This window comes from Xenorhabdus griffiniae, from assembly GCF_037265215.1.
Taxonomy (GTDB): Bacteria; Pseudomonadota; Gammaproteobacteria; order Enterobacterales; family Enterobacteriaceae; genus Xenorhabdus; species Xenorhabdus griffiniae.
Genome location: NZ_CP147737.1, coordinates 3,364,959 through 3,388,110 on the forward strand (window position 1 = coordinate 3,364,959; position 23,152 = coordinate 3,388,110).

Annotated in this window: 23 protein-coding genes; 21 read left to right on the forward strand and 2 right to left on the reverse strand. The window is 43.9% G+C overall.

Annotation, left to right across the window (positions count from 1 at the left end; translation table 11 throughout):
• Positions 1–426: 426 nt before the first annotated feature.
• Positions 427–1,617 (reverse strand): NO-inducible flavohemoprotein, encoded by a 1,191-nt coding sequence (gene hmpA, locus WDV75_RS14810; protein WP_273559440.1) that lies wholly within the window; start codon positions 1,615–1,617, stop codon positions 427–429.
• 360 nt (positions 1,618–1,977) lie between these two features.
• Here hmpA and glyA point away from each other — a divergent pair, with 360 nt between their 5' ends.
• Together glyA and WDV75_RS14820 are read left to right on the forward strand one after the other, a co-directional pair.
• Positions 1,978–3,231: a serine hydroxymethyltransferase gene (glyA, locus tag WDV75_RS14815; RefSeq protein ID WP_273559442.1), complete on the forward strand. Its 1,254-nt coding sequence runs from the start codon at positions 1,978–1,980 to the stop codon at positions 3,229–3,231.
• Positions 3,232–3,317: 86 nt separating this feature from the next.
• Positions 3,318–4,559, forward strand: a complete 1,242-nt coding sequence (locus WDV75_RS14820) for a 3-phenylpropionate MFS transporter (RefSeq protein ID WP_273559444.1) — start codon at positions 3,318–3,320, stop codon at positions 4,557–4,559.
• A gap of 62 nt (positions 4,560–4,621) precedes the next feature.
• On the opposite strand, the gene suhB is transcribed toward WDV75_RS14820, so the two are convergent.
• Entirely contained in the window at positions 4,622–5,425 is an 804-nt protein-coding gene (gene suhB / locus WDV75_RS14825; RefSeq protein ID WP_273559446.1) for an inositol-1-monophosphatase, read from the reverse strand.
• Between the two features lie 125 nt (positions 5,426–5,550).
• Between suhB and trmJ the strand changes: the two genes are divergently transcribed.
• The 19 genes from trmJ (at position 5,551) to bamB (ending at position 23,029) form a co-directional block, all read left to right on the forward strand.
• Positions 5,551–6,282, forward strand: coding sequence for a tRNA (cytosine(32)/uridine(32)-2'-O)-methyltransferase TrmJ (trmJ, locus tag WDV75_RS14830; RefSeq protein ID WP_273559448.1), 732 nt, complete (start codon positions 5,551–5,553; stop codon positions 6,280–6,282).
• A 329-nt stretch (positions 6,283–6,611) separates the two neighbouring features.
• Positions 6,612–7,112, forward strand: a complete 501-nt coding sequence (gene iscR, locus WDV75_RS14835; RefSeq protein ID WP_099132109.1) for a Fe-S cluster assembly transcriptional regulator IscR — start codon at positions 6,612–6,614, stop codon at positions 7,110–7,112.
• Between the two features lie 63 nt (positions 7,113–7,175).
• Positions 7,176–8,390: an IscS subfamily cysteine desulfurase gene (locus WDV75_RS14840; protein WP_189759905.1), complete on the forward strand. Its 1,215-nt coding sequence runs from the start codon at positions 7,176–7,178 to the stop codon at positions 8,388–8,390.
• Between the two features lie 24 nt (positions 8,391–8,414).
• Positions 8,415–8,801 carry a Fe-S cluster assembly scaffold IscU gene (gene iscU, locus WDV75_RS14845; RefSeq protein WP_074019771.1) on the forward strand — a complete coding sequence of 129 codons (387 nt, stop codon included), beginning with the start codon at positions 8,415–8,417 and terminating at the stop codon, positions 8,799–8,801.
• A 77-nt stretch (positions 8,802–8,878) separates the two neighbouring features.
• Positions 8,879–9,202, forward strand: coding sequence for an iron-sulfur cluster assembly protein IscA (gene iscA / locus WDV75_RS14850; RefSeq protein WP_273559450.1), 324 nt, complete (start codon positions 8,879–8,881; stop codon positions 9,200–9,202).
• Positions 9,203–9,244: 42 nt separating this feature from the next.
• Positions 9,245–9,766 carry a co-chaperone HscB gene (gene hscB / locus WDV75_RS14855; RefSeq protein WP_273559452.1) on the forward strand — a complete coding sequence of 174 codons (522 nt, stop codon included), beginning with the start codon at positions 9,245–9,247 and terminating at the stop codon, positions 9,764–9,766.
• Positions 9,767–9,832: 66 nt separating this feature from the next.
• Positions 9,833–11,680: a Fe-S protein assembly chaperone HscA gene (gene hscA, locus WDV75_RS14860; protein WP_273559454.1), complete on the forward strand. Its 1,848-nt coding sequence runs from the start codon at positions 9,833–9,835 to the stop codon at positions 11,678–11,680.
• Between the two features lie 3 nt (positions 11,681–11,683).
• On the forward strand, positions 11,684–12,019 hold the full coding sequence (fdx, locus tag WDV75_RS14865; protein WP_074023187.1) for an ISC system 2Fe-2S type ferredoxin: 336 nt from the start codon (positions 11,684–11,686) through the stop codon (positions 12,017–12,019).
• 14 nt (positions 12,020–12,033) lie between these two features.
• Positions 12,034–12,228 (forward strand): Fe-S cluster assembly protein IscX, encoded by a 195-nt coding sequence (iscX, locus tag WDV75_RS14870; RefSeq protein ID WP_273559457.1) that lies wholly within the window; start codon positions 12,034–12,036, stop codon positions 12,226–12,228.
• Positions 12,229–12,358: 130 nt separating this feature from the next.
• Entirely contained in the window at positions 12,359–13,654 is a 1,296-nt protein-coding gene (gene pepB, locus WDV75_RS14875; RefSeq protein WP_273559459.1) for an aminopeptidase PepB, read from the forward strand.
• A gap of 101 nt (positions 13,655–13,755) precedes the next feature.
• Positions 13,756–14,184, forward strand: a complete 429-nt coding sequence (locus WDV75_RS14880; RefSeq protein WP_273559461.1) for an enhanced serine sensitivity protein SseB C-terminal domain-containing protein — start codon at positions 13,756–13,758, stop codon at positions 14,182–14,184.
• A gap of 863 nt (positions 14,185–15,047) precedes the next feature.
• Positions 15,048–15,476, forward strand: coding sequence for a nucleoside-diphosphate kinase (ndk, locus tag WDV75_RS14885; RefSeq protein WP_273559463.1), 429 nt, complete (start codon positions 15,048–15,050; stop codon positions 15,474–15,476).
• Positions 15,477–15,696: 220 nt separating this feature from the next.
• Positions 15,697–16,875 carry a bifunctional tRNA (adenosine(37)-C2)-methyltransferase TrmG/ribosomal RNA large subunit methyltransferase RlmN gene (locus WDV75_RS14890; RefSeq protein WP_273559465.1) on the forward strand — a complete coding sequence of 393 codons (1,179 nt, stop codon included), beginning with the start codon at positions 15,697–15,699 and terminating at the stop codon, positions 16,873–16,875.
• 128 nt (positions 16,876–17,003) lie between these two features.
• Positions 17,004–17,375, forward strand: coding sequence for a fimbrial assembly protein (locus WDV75_RS14895; RefSeq protein WP_273559466.1), 372 nt, complete (start codon positions 17,004–17,006; stop codon positions 17,373–17,375).
• A 116-nt stretch (positions 17,376–17,491) separates the two neighbouring features.
• The gene (rodZ, locus tag WDV75_RS14900) at positions 17,492–18,508 is read left to right on the forward strand and encodes a cytoskeleton protein RodZ (RefSeq protein WP_273559525.1); all 1,017 of its coding nucleotides are present in this window, start codon (positions 17,492–17,494) and stop codon (positions 18,506–18,508) included.
• Positions 18,509–18,599: 91 nt separating this feature from the next.
• Positions 18,600–19,721 (forward strand): flavodoxin-dependent (E)-4-hydroxy-3-methylbut-2-enyl-diphosphate synthase, encoded by a 1,122-nt coding sequence (gene ispG, locus WDV75_RS14905; protein ID WP_273559468.1) that lies wholly within the window; start codon positions 18,600–18,602, stop codon positions 19,719–19,721.
• A gap of 206 nt (positions 19,722–19,927) precedes the next feature.
• Positions 19,928–21,205 (forward strand): histidine--tRNA ligase, encoded by a 1,278-nt coding sequence (gene hisS / locus WDV75_RS14910; protein ID WP_273559470.1) that lies wholly within the window; start codon positions 19,928–19,930, stop codon positions 21,203–21,205.
• 14 nt (positions 21,206–21,219) lie between these two features.
• On the forward strand, positions 21,220–21,840 hold the full coding sequence (locus tag WDV75_RS14915; RefSeq protein ID WP_273559472.1) for a YfgM family protein: 621 nt from the start codon (positions 21,220–21,222) through the stop codon (positions 21,838–21,840).
• A 16-nt stretch (positions 21,841–21,856) separates the two neighbouring features.
• Complete coding sequence (gene bamB / locus WDV75_RS14920; RefSeq protein WP_273559474.1) at positions 21,857–23,029, forward strand: outer membrane protein assembly factor BamB; 1,173 nt, start codon at positions 21,857–21,859, stop codon at positions 23,027–23,029.
• The last annotated feature ends 123 nt before the right edge of the window (positions 23,030–23,152 follow it).

Sequence of the window (23,152 nt, forward strand, 5' to 3'; positions counted from 1 at the left end):
CTTTGCAATACATGCAACTATAGTTTTTTAACAGCGTTAAAAGACTATGAATTTTGCTAAAAATAACAATAGGAATAAACGCTAATATTTATGATTATGTGAATGCGGTAACATTTTTTTAAAATAATCAAATCATAAGTAAAATAATTTAGTTTATACGCATTAAACTTCAAGTTGTAATTTACAACACGATATAAAACCGGATTTCCCCGCTTAGCGGAGAGAAATCACACGTATCTTGAAATTAGATTGGTATAAATTATTTTACTAAAATGGCAAAAATCATCGACATCACAAAAACTTCAACTAATTTGTCCATAGCCTGTTCTTTTTTAGATCGACATTTTATTAGTCAAAAATATTGATCCTGGAACAGGCTTTTAGTTCAACTTTTTATCCAGAATTCGGGTGTATTAGAAAACCGTACTAAATGACTTTATGCGGGCCGAAACATTCATAATGGATATGTTGTTCATCAATACCCATTGCCAGCAATTGCTTGGCGATATGTTGCATGAAAGCCACAGGACCACAGAAATAGAATTGCATCCCTTCCACTGCTATTGCATCCTTCACGAGCGATAGATCCATCAGCCCAATATGCTGGTAATGTATGCCTTTCTGATCTATATCTCTGGGTTCACGATACCAAACTTGTGCATACAAATTAGGCATAGATTGGGAAATTTCATTCACCTTATTGGCGAAAGCATGATGGCCGCCATGCTCTGCGGCGTGGAACCAATTTACTGCGCCAATATGATGTTGGTTATGTAGGGCTTGCAGCATACTCATCATCGGTGTCAAACCAACTCCGGCAGAAATCAGTGTAACTGGCATATCAGGTTGCACATCAAGGAAGAAATCACCGTGTGGTGCAGCCAGCATCACAATATCCCCTTCCTGTACCTTATCGTGCAGATGGTTTGAAATTTTGCCCTGAGGTTCACGCTTGACGGCAATTTGGTAACTGGTTCCGTTTGGCGCGGCAGTCAGTGAATATTGGCGGATTTCACGGTTGTCAAATGTGGGATCTTCTACATAGATTGCCAAGTATTGCCCTGGTTTATAATCCATAACCTTGCCACCATCAACAGGCGAAAACTCAAAGCTAGTGATAACATCACTTTGTGGTTGTTTCCGGCTAACACGAAACTGACGTAGATCACGCCAACCTCCTTCCAGGGATTCACCGCTTTGATAAATTTCCTCTTCTCGATTGATAAAGACATTAGCTAATACGTTGTAAGCTTCTCCCCAGGCGTTGAGAACTTCGTCACCAGGATGAAACATTTCATCAATCGTTGCCAGCAGGTGCTTACCTACAATTTGATAATGCTCAGGTTGAATACTGAGGCTGGCATGTTTATGGGCGATTTTTTCTACGGCAGGTAAGAGTGCTGACAGATTATCGATATTGCCAGCATAAGCACAAAGAGCATTGAAAAGCGCTTCCCGCTGGTCACCGTTGATCTGATGACTCATATTAAAAATATCTTTTAATTCAGGGTTATGCTTGAACATGCGCTCGTAAAAATGCGCAGTTAGCTTAGGGCCTGTGGAAACAATTAATGGAATGGTCGATTTTATGGTTGCGATAACCTGACTATCTAGCATGGGGATCTCCTGAATTTTTCTCACATAATGCTGAAATCTATAAATTGCATTTTAAATGCAACTTATAGGGTTTGGGAATGTATCAGATTGAGAAAAGATAATTATCTTTCCTTAAGTCAAAAAAATAGAATTTAAATTAACGTGGATCACGACCAGGATCACAAATCTCAGTAATAAATCCATAATCATTAGCGAAACAGTAGGTTATTTAGTTTCTAATGGGTTACCAGGATGAAGTGCAAACGTTTGCGTAATTTATTTTGTCAAGACTATCTCATTCGATAAAAAGAGTTTACACTGTGTGCCATTCTGGCCCTCAGGGGTATTTTTTTAGAGATGTAGCTGAGTCAGGAGAACCCAATGTTAAAGCGTGAAATGAATATTGCGAATTACGATCCCGAACTGTGGCAAGCGATGGAACAGGAAGTTTGTCGTCAAGAAGAACACATTGAATTGATTGCTTCTGAAAACTACACCAGCCCAAGAGTAATGCAGGCACAAGGCTCTCAGCTGACTAACAAGTATGCGGAAGGTTACCCGGGTAAACGTTACTACGGTGGCTGTGAGTATGTTGATGTGGTTGAGCAGCTTGCGATTGACCGCGCCAAAGCATTGTTTGGCGCAGATTATGCTAATGTCCAGCCACACTCTGGTTCTCAGGCAAATGCTGCGGTGTATATGACACTGCTAAAACCCGGCGATACGGTTTTAGGGATGAATCTGGTGCACGGTGGCCATCTGACTCACGGCTCCCCAGTTAACTTCTCTGGCAAACTTTATAATATCGTGCCTTATGGTATTGATGAAAATGGCAAAATCGATTACGACGATATTCGTAATCAAGCGCAAAAACATCAGCCTAAAATGATCATCGGCGGCTTTTCTGCCTATTCTGGTGTTGTCGATTGGGCGAAGATGCGTGAAATTGCGGATGAAATCGGTGCTTATCTGTTCGTTGACATGGCTCACGTAGCAGGTCTGGTTGCCGCAGGGGTGTATCCAAACCCAGTTCCTCATGCACATGTTGTCACAACCACAACGCACAAAACATTGGCTGGCCCACGTGGTGGCTTGATTTTGGCGAAGGGGGGTGATGAAGAGTTTTACAAGAAACTGAATTCCTCTGTTTTCCCTGGTTCCCAGGGTGGGCCGTTAATGCATGTTATTGCTGGTAAGGCAGTTGCATTGAAAGAAGCGATGGAGCCTGAATTCAAAGCCTACCAACACCAAGTTGCCAAGAATGCGAAAGTGATGGTAGAAGTATTCCTGCAACGCGGTTACAAAGTGGTTTCTGGAGAAACCGAAAACCATTTGTTCTTGCTGGATCTGGTGGACAAAGACATTACGGGTAAAGATGCTGATGCGGCCTTGGGACGTGCCAATATCACCGTGAACAAAAACAGCGTACCTAATGATCCACGCAGCCCATTCGTCACCTCTGGTATCCGTATCGGCACGCCTGCAATTACCCGCCGTGGCTTCAAGGAAGCAGAATCCCGTGAACTGGCTGGCTGGATGTGTGATGTGCTGGATAACATCAATGATGAAGCAACCATTGAAAGTGTTAAGCAAAAGGTATTAGATATCTGCGCAAAATATCCGGTCTACGCATAATTTAAATAAAATGTAGTTTAGTAATAAACCCGACTCATAACGTCAGTTTTGAGCGGGTTTTTTGTATCAAAAACGGGGGCATTTGGATGGTTGTTCCATCGACATTTTGGTTGGGCCTGGGTTATTTCACCTATTTTTTCTCTTACGGTATATTCTTACCTTTTTGGTCTGTCTGGTTAAAAGGTGAAGGCATTGATGCCTCAATGATAGGGATCTTGCTAGGTGTTGGAATGGTAGCTCGCTTTGTCGGCAGTCTGGTTATCTCTCCTACGGTAAAAAACCCCGCTAAATTAATTAATGCATTACGTCTTCTCTCATTATTGGCCTTGCTTTTTGCCATTGGCTTTGTATTTGGTAGCCATTGGACATGGCTTTTCTTTATCATGGTTGGTTTCAATTTATTCTTCTCACCATTAGTCCCCTTATCAGATGCTTTAGCGGGAACATGGCACAAGCAGTTTACGTTTGATTATGGCAAGGTAAGGGTTTGGGGTTCGATTGCATTTGTTATTAGTTCTTCGTTGGCAGGCATATTGATGTCTGCCAATGGGATAAATTTCTCAATCAGTAGCCTGAATTTTGACTGGAATATATCGTTTGATCGTTTGAATAATTGGATCGGTCATGAGTTATTTGGTACTCACCATATCATTCTTGCTTTCTTGCTATTCAGTGTTACAGCCATGTTACTGGGTATGATGTTGAAACCCTCCATCATGCCAGTAGGTAAGATTAAAGCCGCCAATACCAATGCTGTTTCTTTTAAAGAACTCTTATCTGAAAAATCAGTGTGGCGGTTTTTACTCTGTGTCACTTTATTGCAGGCCGCCCATGCGGGATATTACAGCTTTGGTTCCATTTATTGGGAGCAAGCGGGTTATTCCTCATCAACCATTGGTTATCTCTGGTCCTTGGGTGTAGTGGCTGAAGTTGTTGTCTTTACTTTTAGTAAACAATTATTCCGTCGTTGGAGTGCCCGTAATTTACTATTGTTGTCGGGGATTTGTGGTGTCGTTCGTTGGGGGCTTATGGGAACCTCAACCGAGTTACCGGTGTTGATTATTATTCAAATCCTGCATTGTGGAACTTTTACCGTTTGCCATTTGGCCGCAATGCGTTTTATTGGCGCCAGAAAGGAAAACGAAATTATCCGGTTGCAAGCAACTTACTCTGCTTTAGCGATGGGGGGCGGTATTGCTGTCATGAGTATGGTTGCCGGCTTCATGTATGAGCAGATAGGAAGTGGCATATTTGGGGTAATGGCGCTGGTTGCTTTACCGGCCCTGTTCTTAAGACCAAAAGTTGAAGCCCATTCACTTTCGCGCTAATAAAAAAACGAAGATAAGAAAAAGGGCACCTGATAGGTGCCCTTGAAGTCAATAATAACGAATTAACGTTTCAATGCTTCAGTCAATTCTTCACGCATTTCAGACAGAATGTCTTTAACGATACGTGGGCTACCTGCAACGATATTGCCAGAGCTGACATAGTTATGGCCACCAACGAAATCAGTGACAATACAACCTGATTCACGTACCAGCAATTCACCACCCAGGAAATCCCAAGGTTTTAAGCCAATTTCAAAGAAACCATCGACACGTCCAGCAGCGACATACGCCATATCCAGAGCTGCAGAACCTGTGCGACGGAAATCTGCACAGCGTTCAAATAATTTACCCAGCACATTCATGTAAGGGATAGTGTGCTGCTTAGCTTTGAATGGAAAACCCGTCGCAAGGATAGTGCCATCCAGATCACGGGCATTAGCGCCACGCAGACGATAACCGTTCAATTGAGCGCCTTGGCCACGAGTTGCGGTGAACAGTTCATTGCGCATTGGATCGTAAACCACAGACACTTCTGTGCGGCCTTTAATGCGTACGGCAATGGAAACAGCAAAATGGGGAAGACGTTTGATAAAGTTGGTGGTGCCATCCAGTGGATCGATAACCCATTGGAAGTCATCTTCTTCTCCTATGTGATTACCACTTTCTTCGGTGATAATCGTATGCTTAGGGTAAGATTTACGGATGATGTCAATGATCAGCTTCTCTGCTTCACGATCAACATTGGTAACGAAATCATTACTGCCTTTTTGGCTTGCTTCAACAGCATCAGGAGTTTCGTAGCTTTTGGCAATGTAGTTGCCGGCCTTACGCGCAGCGCGTATAGCGATGTTTAGCATCGGATGCATGGGGTATCTTCCACTAGGATTTTAAAGAACGGGAAATAAATTGGCGCGCATTATAGCAGTAGTTCGTCAAAATGACTAATGCTGTGTTAAGATGTTCGGCTCTTATACTGAATTTAAAAGCCGTCATGTTAGAGAATATCCGCATTATTCTGGTAGAAACCTCCCATACGGGGAACATGGGATCAACCGCCAGGGCCATGAAAACAATGGGATTGACCAACCTGTATCTGGTGAATCCGCTTGTCCAACCTGATTCTCACGCTATCGCACTTTCAGCCGGTGCAAGTGATGTTATCGGCAATGCAACGATTGTGAATTCGTTGGATGAAGCATTGGCCGGGTGTGAGTTAGTCATTGGCACCAGTGCCCGTTCCCGAACCCTATCCTGGCCGATGGTTGAGCCACGTGAATGTGGTGAACGCAGTGTCGAAACCGCCAGCCACTCACCAGTTGCTATTGTCTTTGGCCGTGAACGTGTTGGCTTGACTAACGAAGAGTTGCAAAAGTGTAATTATCACCTTTATATCCCAACTAACCCAGAATATGGTTCATTGAATTTAGCAATGGCGGTTCAGTTGGTTAGCTATGAAATTCGCATGGCATACCTTGCGGCTCAGGAGTTAAAAGAAGCAACGTCTCCAGAGCACGAAGTAGAGTATCCCCCTGTTGAAGATATGGAGCGTTTTTATCAGCATCTTGAACAGGTATTGAAAGAGTCTGGTTTTATTCGCAAAGCGCATCCGGGCCAGATAATGAATAAATTAAGACGTCTTTACACTCGTGCCCGGCCAGAAACTCAAGAGCTGAATATCCTGCGTGGTATACTGACTTCCATGGAAAAGTGGGATAAAAAATAAATTGATACAGTATGCCAATCTAACTTCAAGATACGTGTGTTTCTCCCCGCTTCGTCGGGAAAAATCAGGTTTCATAGCGTGTTGTAAATTGCAATTTGAAGTTTGATGCAGATAAAAACTGTAGCAGAAAGTAACAGGAAGCAGTCGCTAGAAAATACAATGTAACGGGATAATAGATAACTGGACAATAGCGGAAAACAGGCGGGATAGGTAAGTGAAAAAGTGAAAGAGTGTCAAATAATAGTTGAGTAAATTACTCGGTTAAATAGTTGACTAAAATACTCAGGAATGCCACAATTTCACCCATATTTCACCACGGAGTTTTTGTTATGAGACTGACATCAAAAGGACGTTATGCGGTAACAGCCATGTTAGATGTGGCGTTGCATTCACAAGAAGGGCCGGTGCCGTTAGCCGATATTTCTGAACGTCAGGGGATTTCCCTTTCCTATCTTGAGCAGTTGTTTTCCCGCCTGCGTAAAAATGGTCTGGTTTCTAGCGTCCGTGGTCCAGGTGGCGGCTATTTATTGGGCAGAGATGCCGGTAAAATTTTCGTTGCCGAAGTGATTTCAGCTGTTGATGAATCTGTTGATGCCACTCGTTGTCAGGGGCGAGAAGGTTGTCAAGGCGGCGATCGGTGTTTGACTCATGCTTTGTGGCGTGACCTCAGTGATCGCATCACGAGCTTCCTGAGTAGTATCAGTTTAGAAGAATTAGTGAATAACCAAGAAGTATTGGATGTTGCTGATCGTCAAGACGGCGATAAGCGTCGTACCCCTGGCCCTAACGGCAGACTTCAAGAGACGATTAACGTTAATCTGCGTGCGTAACTTGCGGCAAATACTTGTGTGGCAATGAAAAGTATTAAAAGTGTCTTACGGAGCATGTGAGCAATGAAATTACCCATTTATTTGGACTATTCAGCAACAACACCAGTTGATCCACGTGTTGCTGAAAAGATGATGAATTATTTGACTATTGACGGCGTCTTCGGTAACCCAGCTTCCCGTTCACACCGTTTTGGTTGGCAGGCTGAAGAAGCGGTTGATATTGCGCGCAATCAAATTGCTGACTTGATTGGCGCGGATCCACGTGAAATTGTGTTCACTTCAGGTGCGACAGAATCAGATAACCTGGCAATTAAAGGTGCTGCAAAATTTTATCAGAAGAAAGGCAAGCACATTATCACCAGCAAAACTGAGCATAAAGCGGTTTTAGATACTTGTCGTCAGCTGGAGCGCGAAGGTTTTGAGATCACGTATCTGGCGCCAATGAGCAATGGCCTGATTGATCTGAAAGAGTTGGAAGCGACCATGCGTGAAGACACCATTCTGGTTTCTATCATGCACGTTAACAACGAAATTGGTATTGTTCAGGATATCATGACTATTGGTGAATTATGCCGCAGTCGTGGCATTATTTTCCATGTTGATGCAACCCAAAGTGTTGGTAAAGTGCCTGTCGATCTCAGCCAGCTAAAAGTGGATTTGATGTCCTTTTCTGCCCATAAGCTTTATGGTCCGATGGGGATTGGTGCGCTGTATGTTCGTCGTAAGCCTCGCGTACGCATTGAAGCTCAACAACATGGTGGTGGTCATGAACGCGGTATGCGTTCAGGTACATTGCCTGTTCACCAGATTGTTGGCATGGGTGAAGCTTACCGTATCGCGAAAGAAGAGCTGGAATCAGAAGCAGAACGCCTGCGTGGTTTACGTCTGCGTTTGTGGAACGGTATTAAAGATATTGAAGAAGTTTACCTGAATGGTGATTTGGAACAGGGAGCGCCACACATTCTGAATGTTAGCTTCAACTATGTTGAAGGTGAGTCATTGATGATGTCATTGAAAGATCTGGCAGTATCTTCTGGCTCGGCATGTACTTCAGCGAGTCTGGAGCCTTCCTATGTCCTGCGCGCACTGGGTATGAATGATGAACTGGCGCACAGTTCTATTCGTTTCTCTTTGGGGCGTTTTACCACAGAAGAAGAAATAGACTATGCAATCAAACTGATCCACAACGCGATTGGTCACTTGCGTGATCTTTCTCCATTGTGGGAAATGTTCAAGCAGGGTGTGGATCTTAGCACCATCGAATGGTCTCATCATTAATCAGACGGTTTCAGGAGTAACGATATGGCTTACAGCGACAAAGTAATTGATCACTATGAAAACCCACGTAATGTTGGTTCATTCGATAACGAAGATCCAACAGTGGGTAGTGGCATGGTAGGAGCACCCGCTTGTGGTGACGTCATGCGACTGCAAATCAAAGTCAACGATGAAGGTATCATTGAAGACGCACGTTTCAAAACCTATGGCTGCGGCTCGGCCATTGCATCCAGTTCTTTGGTAACAGAATGGATGAAAGGTAAATCGTTGGAACAGGCTGAGGCAATTAAAAACACGCAAATTGCTGAAGAATTAGAACTGCCACCAGTGAAAATCCATTGCTCGATTTTGGCAGAAGATGCTATCAAAGCGGCTATTGCTGATTACAAGAGCAAGCGCCAAGCCAAATAATTTTTCATAAAAAGAACATAATTCTGGTGGATATTGTAGCAATATCCACCTTTACTAGTTTTAAAGTGAGGTGTTGTATGTCAATTTCCCTGACAGAAAGTGCAGCCCAACGTATTTTGGCTTTTCTGACCAATCGAGGAAAAGGTGTCGGGTTGCGCTTGGGAGTGAGAACATCCGGCTGCTCTGGTATGGCATATGTGCTTGAATTTGCTGATGCAGTAAATGAAGAAGATCAGGTTTTTGAAGATAAAGGCGTGAAAGTCATCGTTGACGGTAAAAGCATCATTTATCTTGATGGTACTGAGTTGGATTTCGTTAAAGAAGGTCTGAATGAAGGCTTTAAATTCAACAACCCCAATGTTTCCAGCGAATGCGGTTGTGGAGAAAGTTTCCACGTTTAACCCCATTTTTTGCCCCGCATTTTGCGAAACTAAGAGTAACTTATGGACTATTTTGCTTTATTTGGGCTGCCTGCACGTTATGCGATTGATCGCGAACAGTTGGCGACCCGTTATCAGGAATTGCAACGCCAGTTTCATCCTGATCGTTTTGCCAACCAGCCAGAACGTGAAAAAGCGCTGGCACTCCAACAAGCTGCTACCATTAATGATGGTTATCAGACACTAAAACATCCCCTGAAACGCGCAGAATACATGCTATCTCAACAAGGGTTTGATCTATCCAACGAACAGCACACGATGCAGGATACGGCTTTTTTGATGCAGCAGTTGGAATTGCGTGAAGAGCTTGATGCCATTGAACATCGCGCAGATTCAGAGACAGCCTTGAACGATTTTTCCTCTCGCTTGCATAAAATGATTAAAACACGCAGTGAGCAGATGGAACAGCAACTCAATGCTGCCGAATGGTCAATTGCAGCTGATACCGTCCGTAAGTTACGCTTTCTGGATAAATTGCAACAGCAGGTTGAACAACTGGAAGAGCGGTTGTTGGATGATTTTTAGCGGATTTTTGGCTGAATGCATTTCAGTTGAGTAAATTTCGGCTGATATAGATTTATAGGGGCACATATGGCTTTATTACAAATCAGCGAACCAGGTTTATCTGCCGCACCGCACCAGCGCCGTCTGGCTGCTGGGATTGATCTTGGCACAACTCACTCTCTGGTTGCGACCGTCCGTAGCGGTCAGGCGGAAACATTGGCAGACAGTGATAACCGTCACTTACTTCCTTCTGTTGTACAGTATCGTAAAGGAGAGATTCAAGTTGGTTGGCAGGCGCGTCAACAGGCTGCGTCTGATCCTGCCAATACAATCAGTTCAGTCAAGCGGATGATGGGACGCTCTTTGGCTGACATTCAACAGCGTTATCCTAACCTGCCATATCAGCTTCAGGCCAGTGAAAATGGTTTGCCATTGATCAATACTGTGGCGGGGCTGGTAGATCCTATTCAGGTTTCTTCTGAAATATTGAAATCGTTGGCGCAACGGGCAGAAGAAACCTTGGATGGTAAACTTGATGGTGTTGTGATCACAGTGCCTGCTTATTTCGACGATGCTCAGCGTCAGGGCACTAAAGATGCTGCTCGTTTAGCGGGCTTGCATGTTCTGCGTCTCTTGAATGAACCTACTGCGGCAGCCATTGCTTATGGTCTTGATTCCGGCCAGGAGGGGATAATCGCTGTTTACGATCTTGGCGGCGGAACATTTGATATTTCTATTCTTCGCCTTAGCCGAGGCGTGTTTGAAGTGCTGGCAACGGGGGGAGATACCGCTCTTGGTGGTGACGATTTTGATTCGTTGTTAGCAAATTGGATACGTGAGCAGGCTGGGATCAGTGATAACGGCCACGGATTACAGCGTCAATTGCTGGATGTTGCTACCCAAACCAAAATTGCCTTGAGTGAAGCTGAGAGCGCAGAAATCAATATAGCTAACTGGCAGGGCAGCATTACTCGTACCGAATTTAACGAATTGATTGCCGCTTTAGTTAAACGCACATTACTCTCCTGCCGTCGGGCGCTGAAAGATGCAGGCGTAACGATTGACGAGGTTTTGCAGGTCGTCATGGTTGGTGGTTCAACACGCGTGCCGTTGGTACGCAGCATGGTGGGAGAATTCTTTAACCGCGAACCATTAACGTCTATCGATCCAGACAAAGTTGTCGCAGTGGGTGCTGCAATTCAGGCCGATATTCTGGTGGGTAACAAACCAGATAGCGAAATGCTGTTACTTGATGTTATCCCGCTGTCACTTGGCCTGGAGACAATGGGAGGGTTGGTTGAAAAAGTCATTCCACGCAATACCACCATTCCCGTTGCTAAAGCGCAAGAATTTACCACTTTTAAAGATGGTCAAAGTGCGATGAGCATTCATGTGGTGCAAGGCGAGAGAGAACTGGTCAGTGATTGCCGTTCACTGGCGCGTTTCACACTGCGTGGTCTTCCGCCATTACCGGCTGGTGGTGCACACATTCGTGTGACCTTCCAGGTCGATGCGGATGGCTTGCTAAGTGTCAGTGCATTAGAAAAGTCCACGGGTGTTGAGGCTTCCATTCAGGTGAAACCTTCCTACGGTTTATCGGATGAAGAAATTGCCCATATGCTCAAAGATTCTATGTCTAATGCACAGGAAGATGTTCAGGCCCGCAAATTAGCTGAACAGAAAGTAGAAGCCGCTCGAATGCTGGAAAGTTTAACCGGTGCATTGGAAAAAGATGCGGATTTGCTGGATCAAGAAGAGCTGGCAGCAATTGATGCTGCTGCACATGTATTAATTGAAAGTGCTCAGGGAACCTCCCCTGAGGCAATTGAAAGTGCAATAAAACAACTGGACAAGCAAACGCAAGAATTTGCAGCACGCCGTATGGATACATCAATCCGCCGGGCTTTGGCGGGTCATTCTGTGGATGAGATTTAATATATGCCGAAAATTGTATTTTTACCTCATAACGAACTTTGTCCTGAAGGGGCAGTCTTGGAAGCGAAGGAAGGCGAATCCATTCTGGATGTTGCATTACGTAATGGCATTGAGATTGAACATGCCTGTGAAAAATCCTGTGCGTGTACCACTTGTCACTGTATTGTCAGGGAAGGCTTTGACTCACTGGAAGAAAGCTCTGAACTGGAAGATGACATGTTGGATAAAGCATGGGGTTTGGAGCCTGAAAGCCGTTTGAGCTGTCAGGCTAAAGTTACCGATGAGGATTTAGTCGTTGAAATCCCCAAATACACCATTAACCATGCGCGCGAACACTGACAGGAGAACAGAAAATGAAATGGTCTGACAGTCGTGATATTGGCGAAGCACTGTATGATAAATTTCCTAATTTAGATCCAAAAACAGTGCGTTTCACCGACATGCATGAATGGATTTGTGAGTTGGAAGGGTTTGATGACGATCCGCAGAAATCCAACGAAAAAATACTGGAAGCTATTTTGTTGGTGTGGCTGGACGAATATGAATAACGTGTAATTTCACCGATTCTTGCTCAATAGCTTGGCATAGTCTGTATTTAGTGGAAAACTGGCAATTGCCAGTTTTTTTATAAACCCTCACTGTGTAACAGTGAACAAATAAGATAAGAAGTGAGAAAAAATGACAAAACAAATCATGCCTATAACACTGTCTTATGAGCCAGCTAACGCTTGCTGGGGTGAAAAAGCACTAATTAGTTCAAATGAGCAAGGGATCACAATCCACTTGGAAGGTAATGGCAAGCTGGGCGCAATTCAACGTGCTGGGCGTAAAATTGACGGACAAGGAATTCGCCATATTGCTTTAGTGGGTGATGGCTGGGATCTGGAAAAAAGTTGGTCATTTTGGCTGGGCTTCCGTTCACCTAAAGGATTACGCACAATTGAATGGCCACAACTCCCTGCGGTGGAAAAACAGGAACTAGAAAGAAGGATCAAATTCATTGACTGGGTGCGTGATACCATCAACCTTCCAGCAGAAGATTTGGGGCCAGACCAGCTTGCTCAGAGAGCTATTGATTTATTGCGTGGAGTAGCGGGTGATGCCGTTAGTTATCGCATCATCAAAGGAGATGAGTTGCGTAAACAGGGATATGCAGGGGTATATACTGTCGGCCGTGGCTCTTCTCGTGATCCTGTGTTCCTGGCATTAGACTTCAATCCAACAAAAGATGCAAAAGCACCTGTCTTCGCCTGCCTGGTTGGTAAAGGCATTACTTTCGATTCCGGTGGATACAGCATCAAACCTTCCCATTTCATGGACTCTATGAAATCAGATATGGGGGGATCAGCGACATTAACGGGAGCACTGGCTCTGGCAATCAGTCGTGGCTTAAAACATCGTGTAAAACTGTTCCTGAGTATTGCAGATAATATGGTGAGTAGTAATGCGTTCAAATTGGGCGATATCATTCACTACCGCAATGGTAAAACGGTTGAAGTGATGAATACGGATGCGGAAGGGCGTCTGGTTCTGGCTGATGGTTTGATTGATGCTAGTGCAGAAAAAGCACAACTTATTATTGATGCTGCTACGTTGACTGGCGCAGCGAAAACAGCAGTAGGAAATGATTACCACTCAGTATTGGGTTTTGATGATCAACTGGTATCTGATTTAATGGCTGCGGCCAATAATGAAAATGAATTGTTCTGGCGCTTACCGCTGGCTGAATTCCATCGTAACCAGCTACCATCCAACTTTGCTGATCTGAACAACATTGCGTCACCGGCACATTCGGCAGGAGCAAGTACCGCAGCAGCATTTTTGTCGCACTTTGTTGAAAATTACAAAAAAGGTTGGGTACATATTGATTGTTCAGCAACTTACCGTAAATCCGCTGTTGAACAGTGGGCGGCGGGTGCAACGGGATATGGTGTACGTACCATTGCCAATTTATTGCTGACAAAAGCGAAATAAACTGAAATATCTTGCTTAATAGCTCCTCTTCTTATGGGGAGCTATTATTGAATTTTTCGATGACCTTATCTTCAATTTAAACAGTACCATCGGGGATTTTCATGAACTTATTAAATGGATCTATCGCTACTGAAATAGAGGTTCCTGGCGGAAGTCTCATTACTCTAAGCCAGCCAGAAGAACAGCCAACTCAGCTTATTGAGTCATTAATTGAATTATTTAAACAACATAAACCTGTTCGACAGGCTTTTTTAATTATGGCCCATAATAAGAATATAGATGAAAAACCCAATGTATTAATTGGCTTGGAACTCAGTGTGACACTGGCAGAAAACGAAATTAACTTGTTAATTCAAGAAGCGGGTGAACTGGCTTGCAAATATCTTGATGAAGAGGAATCTGTCGATTTTTGCCTGCTTGATGAACAAGAAGGAGGCATCAGCCATTTCTTGATTCATCATACCCAACCCTTTTATCAGCGAAAATTAGGTAGCTGGTTGCGTGATACTATCCCGATTATTAATCAATAACTTTACGATGACACTATTTTCTTCAGCATGAAACATTGGAATTCAAAGACGATTAGAGCAAGTCAATAGCATAGTGGTTATTATTAATTCAACGTGAACAGTGAGGAAAAAAGATGAAAATTTTTTCATATGTTTTGCTGTTGGGTACATTTTATACCAATCCAACTTGAAGTTTAATGCGTATATATACCTGCTTTGTTTGCTGATACATCAATAACGAATAGACAACAGGGATCTCTTCGTCAAGAGAGTGTACAGACTATTACCGACGGGACACAAATATACTATCAGTATTATTGGTACGTCAGATAAACCCCCCCAAGATCCTAAAGAAAAGTTCACCGGAGAATTTATCGTCTCTGATGAAAGTAAACAAGATATAAGCAAAGAAAGGGCTGACGAAATTAAGCCTTTTATTCAATGTGTAACAGAGAAGGTTTTATAATTGTCATTGAGTGAAAAATACGAATTCAATGATCCTGGTCAGTATGCCTGTTTGGGAATTCATCGCCTGAACGGGCATTATTTTATAAAATGATTATTTTCATCGTGTATACCAATCTAACTTCAAGATGTTCCCGCGAAGCGGGGAGAAATCAGGTTTCATATCGTGTTGTAAATTGCAACTTGAAGTTTAATGCGTATATAACGAAGCAAAAATGTGATTTATGCTAAAAAATGATATTTTCGCTAAGAAAGTTTTAATAAAATGTTATGTTTTTTGTAGGCAAGCAGAAACTCTCCTCCTATAATCAACGCCTATTTTTATCCCTGTCAGATACAGGGTTGAGCAGCCCTTCAGTTTTGTTTGGGGCGTAAAAATTAAAATGAATCATCGCTGAAAGTGCCAAAGAGGTTACGCAATGACAATTGAACGTACTTTTTCCATTATTAAACCCAACGCAGTGAAGAAAGATGCTATCGGTTCTATTTATGCCCGCTTTGAAAGTGCTGGGTTTAAAATTATCGCCGCCAAAATGTTGCATTTGACGCGCGAACAGGCGGAAGGTTTTTATGCTGAACACAAAGGCCGCCCTTTCTTTGATGGTTTGGTGGCGTTCATGACCTCTGGCCCAATTATGGTACAGGTTCTGGAAGGTGAAAATGCCGTTCAACGTCACCGCGATCTAATGGGGGCTACCAATCCTGATAATGCGTTGGCTGGCACTCTGCGTGCAGATTATGCCGACAGCTTTACTGAAAATGCGGTTCACGGTTCAGACTCTCCTGAATCTGCAAGTCGTGAAATTGCTTACTTTTTCAGTGACGATGAAATTTTCCCACGTTTTTAAAGTTCTTCACTTAAGTAGCATATAAATAGTAAAGTTTGTACAATGATGCGCCCCACTGATTTGGTTCAGCGGGGCGTTTATTATTTTATTTCAATGTCCATTCAATATGGCTCTGATTAAAAGAGAGAATGAACATTGAATTGGCAGTCACCGCATGAAAACTTAATGCTGAAATCAGATCAGCATAGAGCCGAAAGTGTAATAACGAGGCGATGTAACAATGTCCCAACTTAACGAAACCGTACCACCTGCAACTTCCGCCGTATCCGTCACGCCTGAAAAGAAAAACGGTAAAGTCAATTTGCTCGATCTTAACCGTAAACAAATGCGTCAGTTTTTTGTCGATATGGGAGAGAAACCTTTTCGTGCCGATCAGGTCATGAAATGGATTTACCATTACTGCTATGACGATTTTGAGCAGATGACCGATATCAACAAAGTGCTCCGGGCAAAATTACAACAAGTTGCTGAAATCAAAGCACCTGAAGTTGCAGAAGAGCAACGCTCTGCTGATGGCACAATCAAATGGGCGATTACTGTTGGTGATCAACAGGTTGAAACGGTTTATATCCCAGAAGATGATCGTGCGACACTGTGTGTTTCATCTCAGGTGGGGTGTGCTTTAGAGTGTAAATTTTGTTCTACGGCTCAGCAGGGCTTTAACCGTAATCTGCGAGTTTCCGAGATTATTGGTCAGGTTTGGCGTGCTGCCAAGATTATAGGATCACTGAAATCCAGTGGTCGTCGCCCCATTACCAACGTAGTGATGATGGGAATGGGGGAACCATTACTCAATTTGAATAATGTCGTGCCAGCAATGGAAATCATGATGGATGACTTCGGCTTTGGTTTGTCGAAACGCCGTGTAACATTGTCAACGTCTGGTGTTGTTCCTGCGCTGGATAAACTGGGGGATATGATCGATGTTGCACTGGCAATTTCCTTACATGCACCCACTGACGACATTCGTGATGAAATTGTGCCAATTAACCGCAAGTACAATATTGAAGAGTTTCTGGCGGGAGTACGTCGTTACCTGACAAAATCCAATGCTAACCAGGGACGTGTAACGGTGGAATATGTGATGCTTGATCATGTCAACGACAGCGTTGAGCAGGCTCATCAGTTAGCCGAATGCCTGAAAGATACCCCCAGCAAGATCAACCTGATCCCGTGGAACCCGTTCCCAGGTGCACCTTATGGACGCAGTTCAAATAGCCGCATCGATCGTTTTGCCAAGGTCCTGATGGGATACGGTTTTACAACCATTGTGCGTAAAACGAGGGGAGATGATATTGATGCCGCATGTGGACAGCTTGCCGGTGATGTCATTGACAGAACCAAGCGAACCATGAAAAAACGCCTTGCAGGTGAACCTATTCAGGTAAAAACAGTCTAATTTTTTGTTTAATATCGATTAATGGCTAAAAATCTGGCAAAGTTTAACATATCCTTATAAATGAAGATGGTATGATACGGAAATCAATAATTTGGTCTATAGTTTGTTTTGGCCTGTTAACGGGGTGTGTGGAACAATCAACGCATCGCACTCATCAGGTTGTTGCCATAGATACACGATTGCAGCTAGGGAAAGCTTATTTGGCGGAACGAAATTTACCGGCCGCTAAGTATCATTTTCAAAAAGTCTTGCTGGCGGAACCTCATCATCCAGAGGCACATCTGGGTATGGCACTGCATGAACAATATGCAGGCCGTCCAGAAACCGCCAGTCAGCATTATAGAATGGCTATGCAGTATGCAGCTGAAAGTGATACCGTAGTACATCACTACCATATTTTCCTTTGTGAACAAAAGCAGTATGAAAAAGCTGAACAATTGATCATGGAAAGTAGGGTAAGCGTGAAAAGCGACACAGCTCGTTATCGCTGTGATGAATGATGTTTGGCGTTCAACGCAGTATTTAGATGATTTCGCTACACAAATTAAGTGATATGTTCTATTCATTTAATTTGCGTAAATTCTTTAACCCAGAACAGTACCAGTATCCCTTGCTAATGAAGACTGAAACTTATCCAGAAGAAGCTAATCTGACAACAGGTCAGATTCTGCGTCAGGCTCGTGAAAAACATGAGCTTTCTCAGCAAACTGTGGCAGATCGCTTGTGTCTTAAACTGTCCACTGTTCGTGATATTGAAGAAGATAATATCCCGTCAAATATTTCACCGACATTCATTCGTGGTTATATTCGCGCCTATGCAAAATTAGTTCAGGTGCCTGAATCTGAAATCTTGAGTATCCTGGATAAACAGATCCCCTCTAAGGCCATAAAAACGGCACCTATGCAAAGTTTTTCCGCGGGAAAAAAGCGCAAGAAACGTGACGGGTGGCTAATGAAAATAACATGGGTTGTTATTGTTTTGCTGTTGGGGATGACATTCCTGTGGTGGTGGCAGAACTATAAAGTACAACAAACAGAACTGTCTTCAATGGCCACACAATCAAACGTCCAAAATAGCCAGGTAGCAGGTTCTGAAAATGACCGACAGGCGGCAAGTGTCGGGGAGAATGATGTAGCGCCTCTTAAAGAAAATCAATCCGAAGCGACTGTTCAATCTGGTGTTTCCCCGGAAAAAACATTGTCGGCAGAGGCAAAAGGCACAGAAGGAAACAGCAAGGCTCCCGTGTCTTCCGGCGCGCCGGTATCCACAGCAACAAATCAGTCTGCAACTAATGCAACGCCAGAAAATACAACTGCGGTTGCCAATGCAGAGGTGAATAGTGCTGTTGTGAGTCCGTCATCGACTGATGTAAATAGTATCAGCACTGCGAACAACGATGAATTAGTGATAGATTTCAGTGGTGAATGTTGGCTGGCAGTCAAAGATGCTAAAGGTAAAGTATTGTTTAGTGGCATAAAAAAGAAAGGGGATAGCCTAAAACTTTCCGGTGATTTACCTTACTCGGTGAATATTGGCGCACCAGCCAAGGTTAAAGTCCAGTTCCGGGGAAAACCCGTGGATCTCAGTTCCTTTGTGAAGAAAGGTGTCACGGCTAAACTGACACTGAAATAAAGGTTCTAACCGTTTTGGCAAAGTTATTCACCACAGCATAGTTGTAATTCTTATAAACAAAAATACAGGGATGTAGGGGAGTAATGTAAAAATGCATAATGAGTCACCGATAAAAAGACGTAAATCTACACGTATTTATGTCGGTAATGTTCCCGTCGGGGATGGCGCACCGATTGCAGTGCAATCAATGACTAACACACGAACAACTGATGTTGAAGCAACAGTCAACCAAATTAAGGCGTTAGAGCGTGTAGGTGTTGATATCGTTCGGGTGTCTGTTCCAACAATGGATGCAGCCGAAGCGTTCAAGTCCATCAAACAGCAAGTCAATGTCCCTCTTGTTGCCGATATTCATTTCGATTACCGCATAGCCTTGAAAGTTGCAGAATATGGTGTTGACTGTCTGCGCATCAATCCTGGCAATATTGGTAACGAAGATCGTATTCGTCAGGTTGTGGATTGCGCCCGCCACAATAACATTCCAATTCGCATTGGGGTTAATGGCGGATCGTTGGAAAAAGATCTACAGGAAAAATACGGTGAACCCACACCAGAAGCGTTAGTTGAATCAGCAATGCGTCATGTGGATATTCTTGATCGCCTGAACTTCGACCAATTTAAGGTCAGCGTCAAGGCTTCTGACGTTTTTCTGGCGGTTGGTGCATACCGTTTACTGGCGCAAAAAATAGATCAACCGTTGCATTTGGGGATTACGGAAGCAGGCGGAGCCCGTGCTGGTGCGGTGAAATCTTCGATTGGTCTTGGCATTTTGTTGTCAGAAGGTATTGGCGATACGTTGCGTATTTCGTTGGCCGCAGATCCAGTAGAAGAAGTTAAAGTTGGTTTTGATATTCTGAAAGCATTGCGGATCCGTTCACGGGGCATTAATTTCATTGCTTGTCCAACTTGTTCACGCCAGGAATTTGACGTTATCGGTACGGTTAATGCGCTTGAGCAGCGTCTTGAGGATTTAATCACCCCGATGGATGTTTCGATCATTGGTTGTGTTGTGAATGGGCCTGGGGAAGCCGAAGTTTCAACGCTTGGCGTAACGGGTGCGAAAACAAAAAGCGGCTTTTATGAAGATGGCATTCGCCAAAAAGAGCGTTTTGACAATAACAACTTGATTGATCAACTTGAGGCGAAAATTCGGGCGAAGGCAGCTATCCTTGATGCTAAAAACCGAATCAGCATCAATCAGCTTGATGAGTAATTTATTGGGGATATAAGCATATATACCAATCTAACTTCAAGATGCGTGTGATTTCTCCCAGCTTCGCGGGGAGAGATCAGGTTTCATATCGTGTTGTCAATTGCAACTTGAAGTTTAATGCGTATAGATTTGCTTGCAGATTGAACCTTGCAAGTATTCGCTTTTATAATCGGTGGCATTGTATAAATATTAATAAGAGATAAAACGTGACAAAAAATATCCCAGCTATTCGTGGCATGAACGATTGCCTTCCTGCTGAAACGGCCATCTGGCAACGAGTTGAATCGACGGTAAAGCGTGTGCTGTCAGGTTACGGTTTTAGCGAAATTCGGACACCGATTGTAGAGCAGACCCCGTTATTCAAACGTGCAATTGGGGAAGTCACTGATGTTGTTGAAAAAGAGATGTATACCTTTGACGATCGCAATGGTGAAAGCTTGACCCTGCGCCCAGAAAATACCGCAGGATGTGTCCGCGCCGGTATTCAGCATGGTCTGCTGTACAATCAGGAACAGCGCTTATGGTATATCGGGCCTATGTTCCGTTATGAGCGTCCACAAAAAGGTCGTTATCGTCAATTCCATCAGTTAGGGGCTGAAGTGTTTGGCTTACAAGGGCCAGATATTGATGCTGAACTTATTTTAATGACAGCACGTTGGTGGCGCGAGCTCGGTATTGCTGATCACGTTACACTTGAATTGAACTCGATTGGTTCATTAGAAGCCCGTGCCAATTATCGTGAGGCATTAGTAGCCTTCCTTGAACAACATAAAGAGAAATTGGACGAGGATTGTCGACGCCGCATGTATACCAATCCACTGCGTGTATTGGACTCTAAAAACCCTGAAGTTCAGCAACTTTTGAATGATGCACCGGAGCTGTTTGATTATCTTGATAGCGAATCAAAAGAGCACTTTGATGGACTGTGTCAGCTACTTGATAGCGCCGGGATCAAATACCGCATCAACCAGCGTCTGGTTCGCGGTCTTGATTATTATAACCGTACGGTTTTTGAATGGGTGACATCGGCGTTGGGTGCACAGGGAACCGTCTGTGCCGGTGGTCGCTACGATGGTTTGGTTGAACAATTGGGCGGTAAGGCAACACCAGCGGTTGGTTTTGCCATGGGCATGGAGCGTATGGTCCTGTTGGTGCAGGAGGTCAATCCTGACTTTGTTGCTGATCTGGCTGTTGCTGATGTTTATTTCTCTTCCTTTGGTGAAGGTAGCCAGCAAGCGGCATTGATATTGGCCGAAAAAATCCGTGATCAACTGCCAGAATTACGTCTGATGACCAATCATGGCGGCGGTAACTTTAAGAAACAGTTGACGCGTGCGAGTAAACACGGTGCCAAAGTTGCCTTAATTCTGGGTGAAGATGAAATTCAGGCAGGCAATATTTCAGTGAAAGATTTACGCAACGGTGAACAAGAAACCTTGTCACAACAAGCGGTCGCAGCGCGTTTGAGCGAACTGTTAGGCTAAGGAGGGAGACTCTAGTGCAAGTCTATACTACAGAAACTGAACAAGTTGACGCGATCAAGCGTTTTTTCTCTACCAACGGTAAATACCTTGCTGTTGGTCTGGTGTTAGGCATTGGTGTTTTGTTGGGGTGGCGTTACTGGCAGACTCATCAAACCAACCAGTTGCATAATACGGCGGCAGTATTTGAAGATTTGAACAAATCACTGGCGTCGGGATCGAAAGAAAAAGTTGTTGCCGTAGAAAAATTCGCTAATGAGACGGACAATGTCTACGGTGTTATGGCTGATCTGGAGCTGGCAAAACAGGCTGTTGCTCAGAATGATCTGGCTCAGGCAGAGAAAAATTTGCTAGCCGCATCCGGTAAAGCCAAAGATGAGAATATGCAAGCAGTGTCTAACCTTCGTCTGGCGCGGGTTCAATTGGCGGAAGATAAAACAGATGTTGCATTGAAAACGCTGGATTTGGTCAAAGGCAAAGGCTGGCAGGTTATGGTTGAGGATATTCGCGGGGATATTCTGGCTAAAAAAGGGGATATTGCTGGCGCACGTGCAGCCTATTCTACAGGGCTTGGACTTGATGGCCCGCAGGTAATTAAGGATTTTATGAAAATCAAACTTAATAATTTATCCAACTAAGGGAGCCAACTTCATAATGCAGCTGCGAAAAACACTCTTGGTTGGATTGGTTGCTTCTGTTCTGCTGGCAGGTTGTTCAAGTGAACAGGATTCGGTAACAATGTCACCGTTACCGAAGGTTGAAAATCAATTCAAACCTCGTATCGTTTGGGATAAGTCCGTTGGGAGTGGTACGGGGGAGTATTACTCTCATTTATCACCAACCTGGCAAGGTTCAACAGCTTACGTTGCTGACCGTCATGGTATTGTCAAAGCATTTGATATAGACAGCGGCAAAGAAATATGGGCAACGGATCTGTCAGAAAAAGCAGGTTTATTGTCATCCCGTTTACCCGCACTGCTTTCTGGTGGCTTGACTGTATCCGGTGATCGTCTGTATATCGGAACAGAAAAAGCAAAAGTCATCGCACTGGATGCAACGAACGGTAAGGTTGAATGGGAATCGACAGTTGCTGGCGAAGCGTTGTCCCGTCCTGTAGTGAGTGATGGTTTTGTCTTGATTCATACCGGTAATGGTATGTTGCAGGCATTAAACGAAACGGATGGTCATATTGCCTGGTCAGTTAACCTGGATACACCTGCATTATCTGTTCGTGGTGAATCCGCTCCTGCCGTAGCCTATGGTGCAGCTATTGTCGGTAGCGACAATGGCCGCATTAGTGCGGTGTTGTTGTCTGAAGGGCAACTAATTTGGCAGCAGCGAATTTCTCAGGTAACAGGTTCTACCGAAATAGATCGCTTGAATGATGTCGATATGACTCCGGTCATTTCTGACAATGTTATTTACGCGATTGCTTATAACGGCAATTTGGTGGCAATGGATATGCGTTCAGGCCAGATCATTTGGAAACGTGATCTGGGATCAGTGCATGATATGGTGGTCACTGACAGCAATATTTTTGTTGTTGATCAAGATGATCGTATTTTGTCCCTACGCAAGGGTGATGGTGTGACATTATGGTCGCAAAATGATCTCTTGCACCGTCACCTGACAGCCCCAGAAATGTACAATGGCTATCTGGTTGTTGGTGATGCTGAAGGTTACTTGCATTGGTTGAATATGGCTGATGGCAAATTTGTAGCGCAGAACAAGATTGATAGTTCTGGTCTGTTGAGTCGTCCGGTTGTTGCCAGCGATAAACTGATGTTACAAGCGAAGGACGGGACAGTTTATCTGTATACCCGCTAACTTCGAACGTGTTTTAAATAACACGGAATTATACGGCTCCTGGACAATAACAGGGGCCGTTTCGTCTTTTTAGTATCTTGTATCTTGCAGTGGTGAAAGTTGCTTTCAGCAGGATATCGATTT

Bases quoted from the DNA above. Each gene is read 5' to 3' on its own strand.
- hmpA (WP_273559440.1), bottom strand. From the start codon at position 1,617: ATGCTAGATAGTCAGGTTATCGCAACCATAAAATCGACCATTCCATTA.
- glyA (WP_273559442.1), top strand. From the start codon at position 1,978: ATGTTAAAGCGTGAAATGAATATTGCGAATTACGATCCCGAACTGTGG.
- WDV75_RS14820 (WP_273559444.1), top strand. From the start codon at position 3,318: ATGGTTGTTCCATCGACATTTTGGTTGGGCCTGGGTTATTTCACCTAT.
- suhB (WP_273559446.1), bottom strand. From the start codon at position 5,425: ATGCATCCGATGCTAAACATCGCTATACGCGCTGCGCGTAAGGCCGGC.
- trmJ (WP_273559448.1), top strand. From the start codon at position 5,551: ATGTTAGAGAATATCCGCATTATTCTGGTAGAAACCTCCCATACGGGG.
- iscR (WP_099132109.1), top strand. From the start codon at position 6,612: ATGAGACTGACATCAAAAGGACGTTATGCGGTAACAGCCATGTTAGAT.
- WDV75_RS14840 (WP_189759905.1), top strand. From the start codon at position 7,176: ATGAAATTACCCATTTATTTGGACTATTCAGCAACAACACCAGTTGAT.
- iscU (WP_074019771.1), top strand. From the start codon at position 8,415: ATGGCTTACAGCGACAAAGTAATTGATCACTATGAAAACCCACGTAAT.
- iscA (WP_273559450.1), top strand. From the start codon at position 8,879: ATGTCAATTTCCCTGACAGAAAGTGCAGCCCAACGTATTTTGGCTTTT.
- hscB (WP_273559452.1), top strand. From the start codon at position 9,245: ATGGACTATTTTGCTTTATTTGGGCTGCCTGCACGTTATGCGATTGAT.
- hscA (WP_273559454.1), top strand. From the start codon at position 9,833: ATGGCTTTATTACAAATCAGCGAACCAGGTTTATCTGCCGCACCGCAC.
- fdx (WP_074023187.1), top strand. From the start codon at position 11,684: ATGCCGAAAATTGTATTTTTACCTCATAACGAACTTTGTCCTGAAGGG.
- iscX (WP_273559457.1), top strand. From the start codon at position 12,034: ATGAAATGGTCTGACAGTCGTGATATTGGCGAAGCACTGTATGATAAA.
- pepB (WP_273559459.1), top strand. From the start codon at position 12,359: ATGACAAAACAAATCATGCCTATAACACTGTCTTATGAGCCAGCTAAC.
- WDV75_RS14880 (WP_273559461.1), top strand. From the start codon at position 13,756: ATGAACTTATTAAATGGATCTATCGCTACTGAAATAGAGGTTCCTGGC.
- ndk (WP_273559463.1), top strand. From the start codon at position 15,048: ATGACAATTGAACGTACTTTTTCCATTATTAAACCCAACGCAGTGAAG.
- WDV75_RS14890 (WP_273559465.1), top strand. From the start codon at position 15,697: ATGTCCCAACTTAACGAAACCGTACCACCTGCAACTTCCGCCGTATCC.
- rodZ (WP_273559525.1), top strand. From the start codon at position 17,492: ATGAAGACTGAAACTTATCCAGAAGAAGCTAATCTGACAACAGGTCAG.
- ispG (WP_273559468.1), top strand. From the start codon at position 18,600: ATGCATAATGAGTCACCGATAAAAAGACGTAAATCTACACGTATTTAT.
- bamB (WP_273559474.1), top strand. From the start codon at position 21,857: ATGCAGCTGCGAAAAACACTCTTGGTTGGATTGGTTGCTTCTGTTCTG.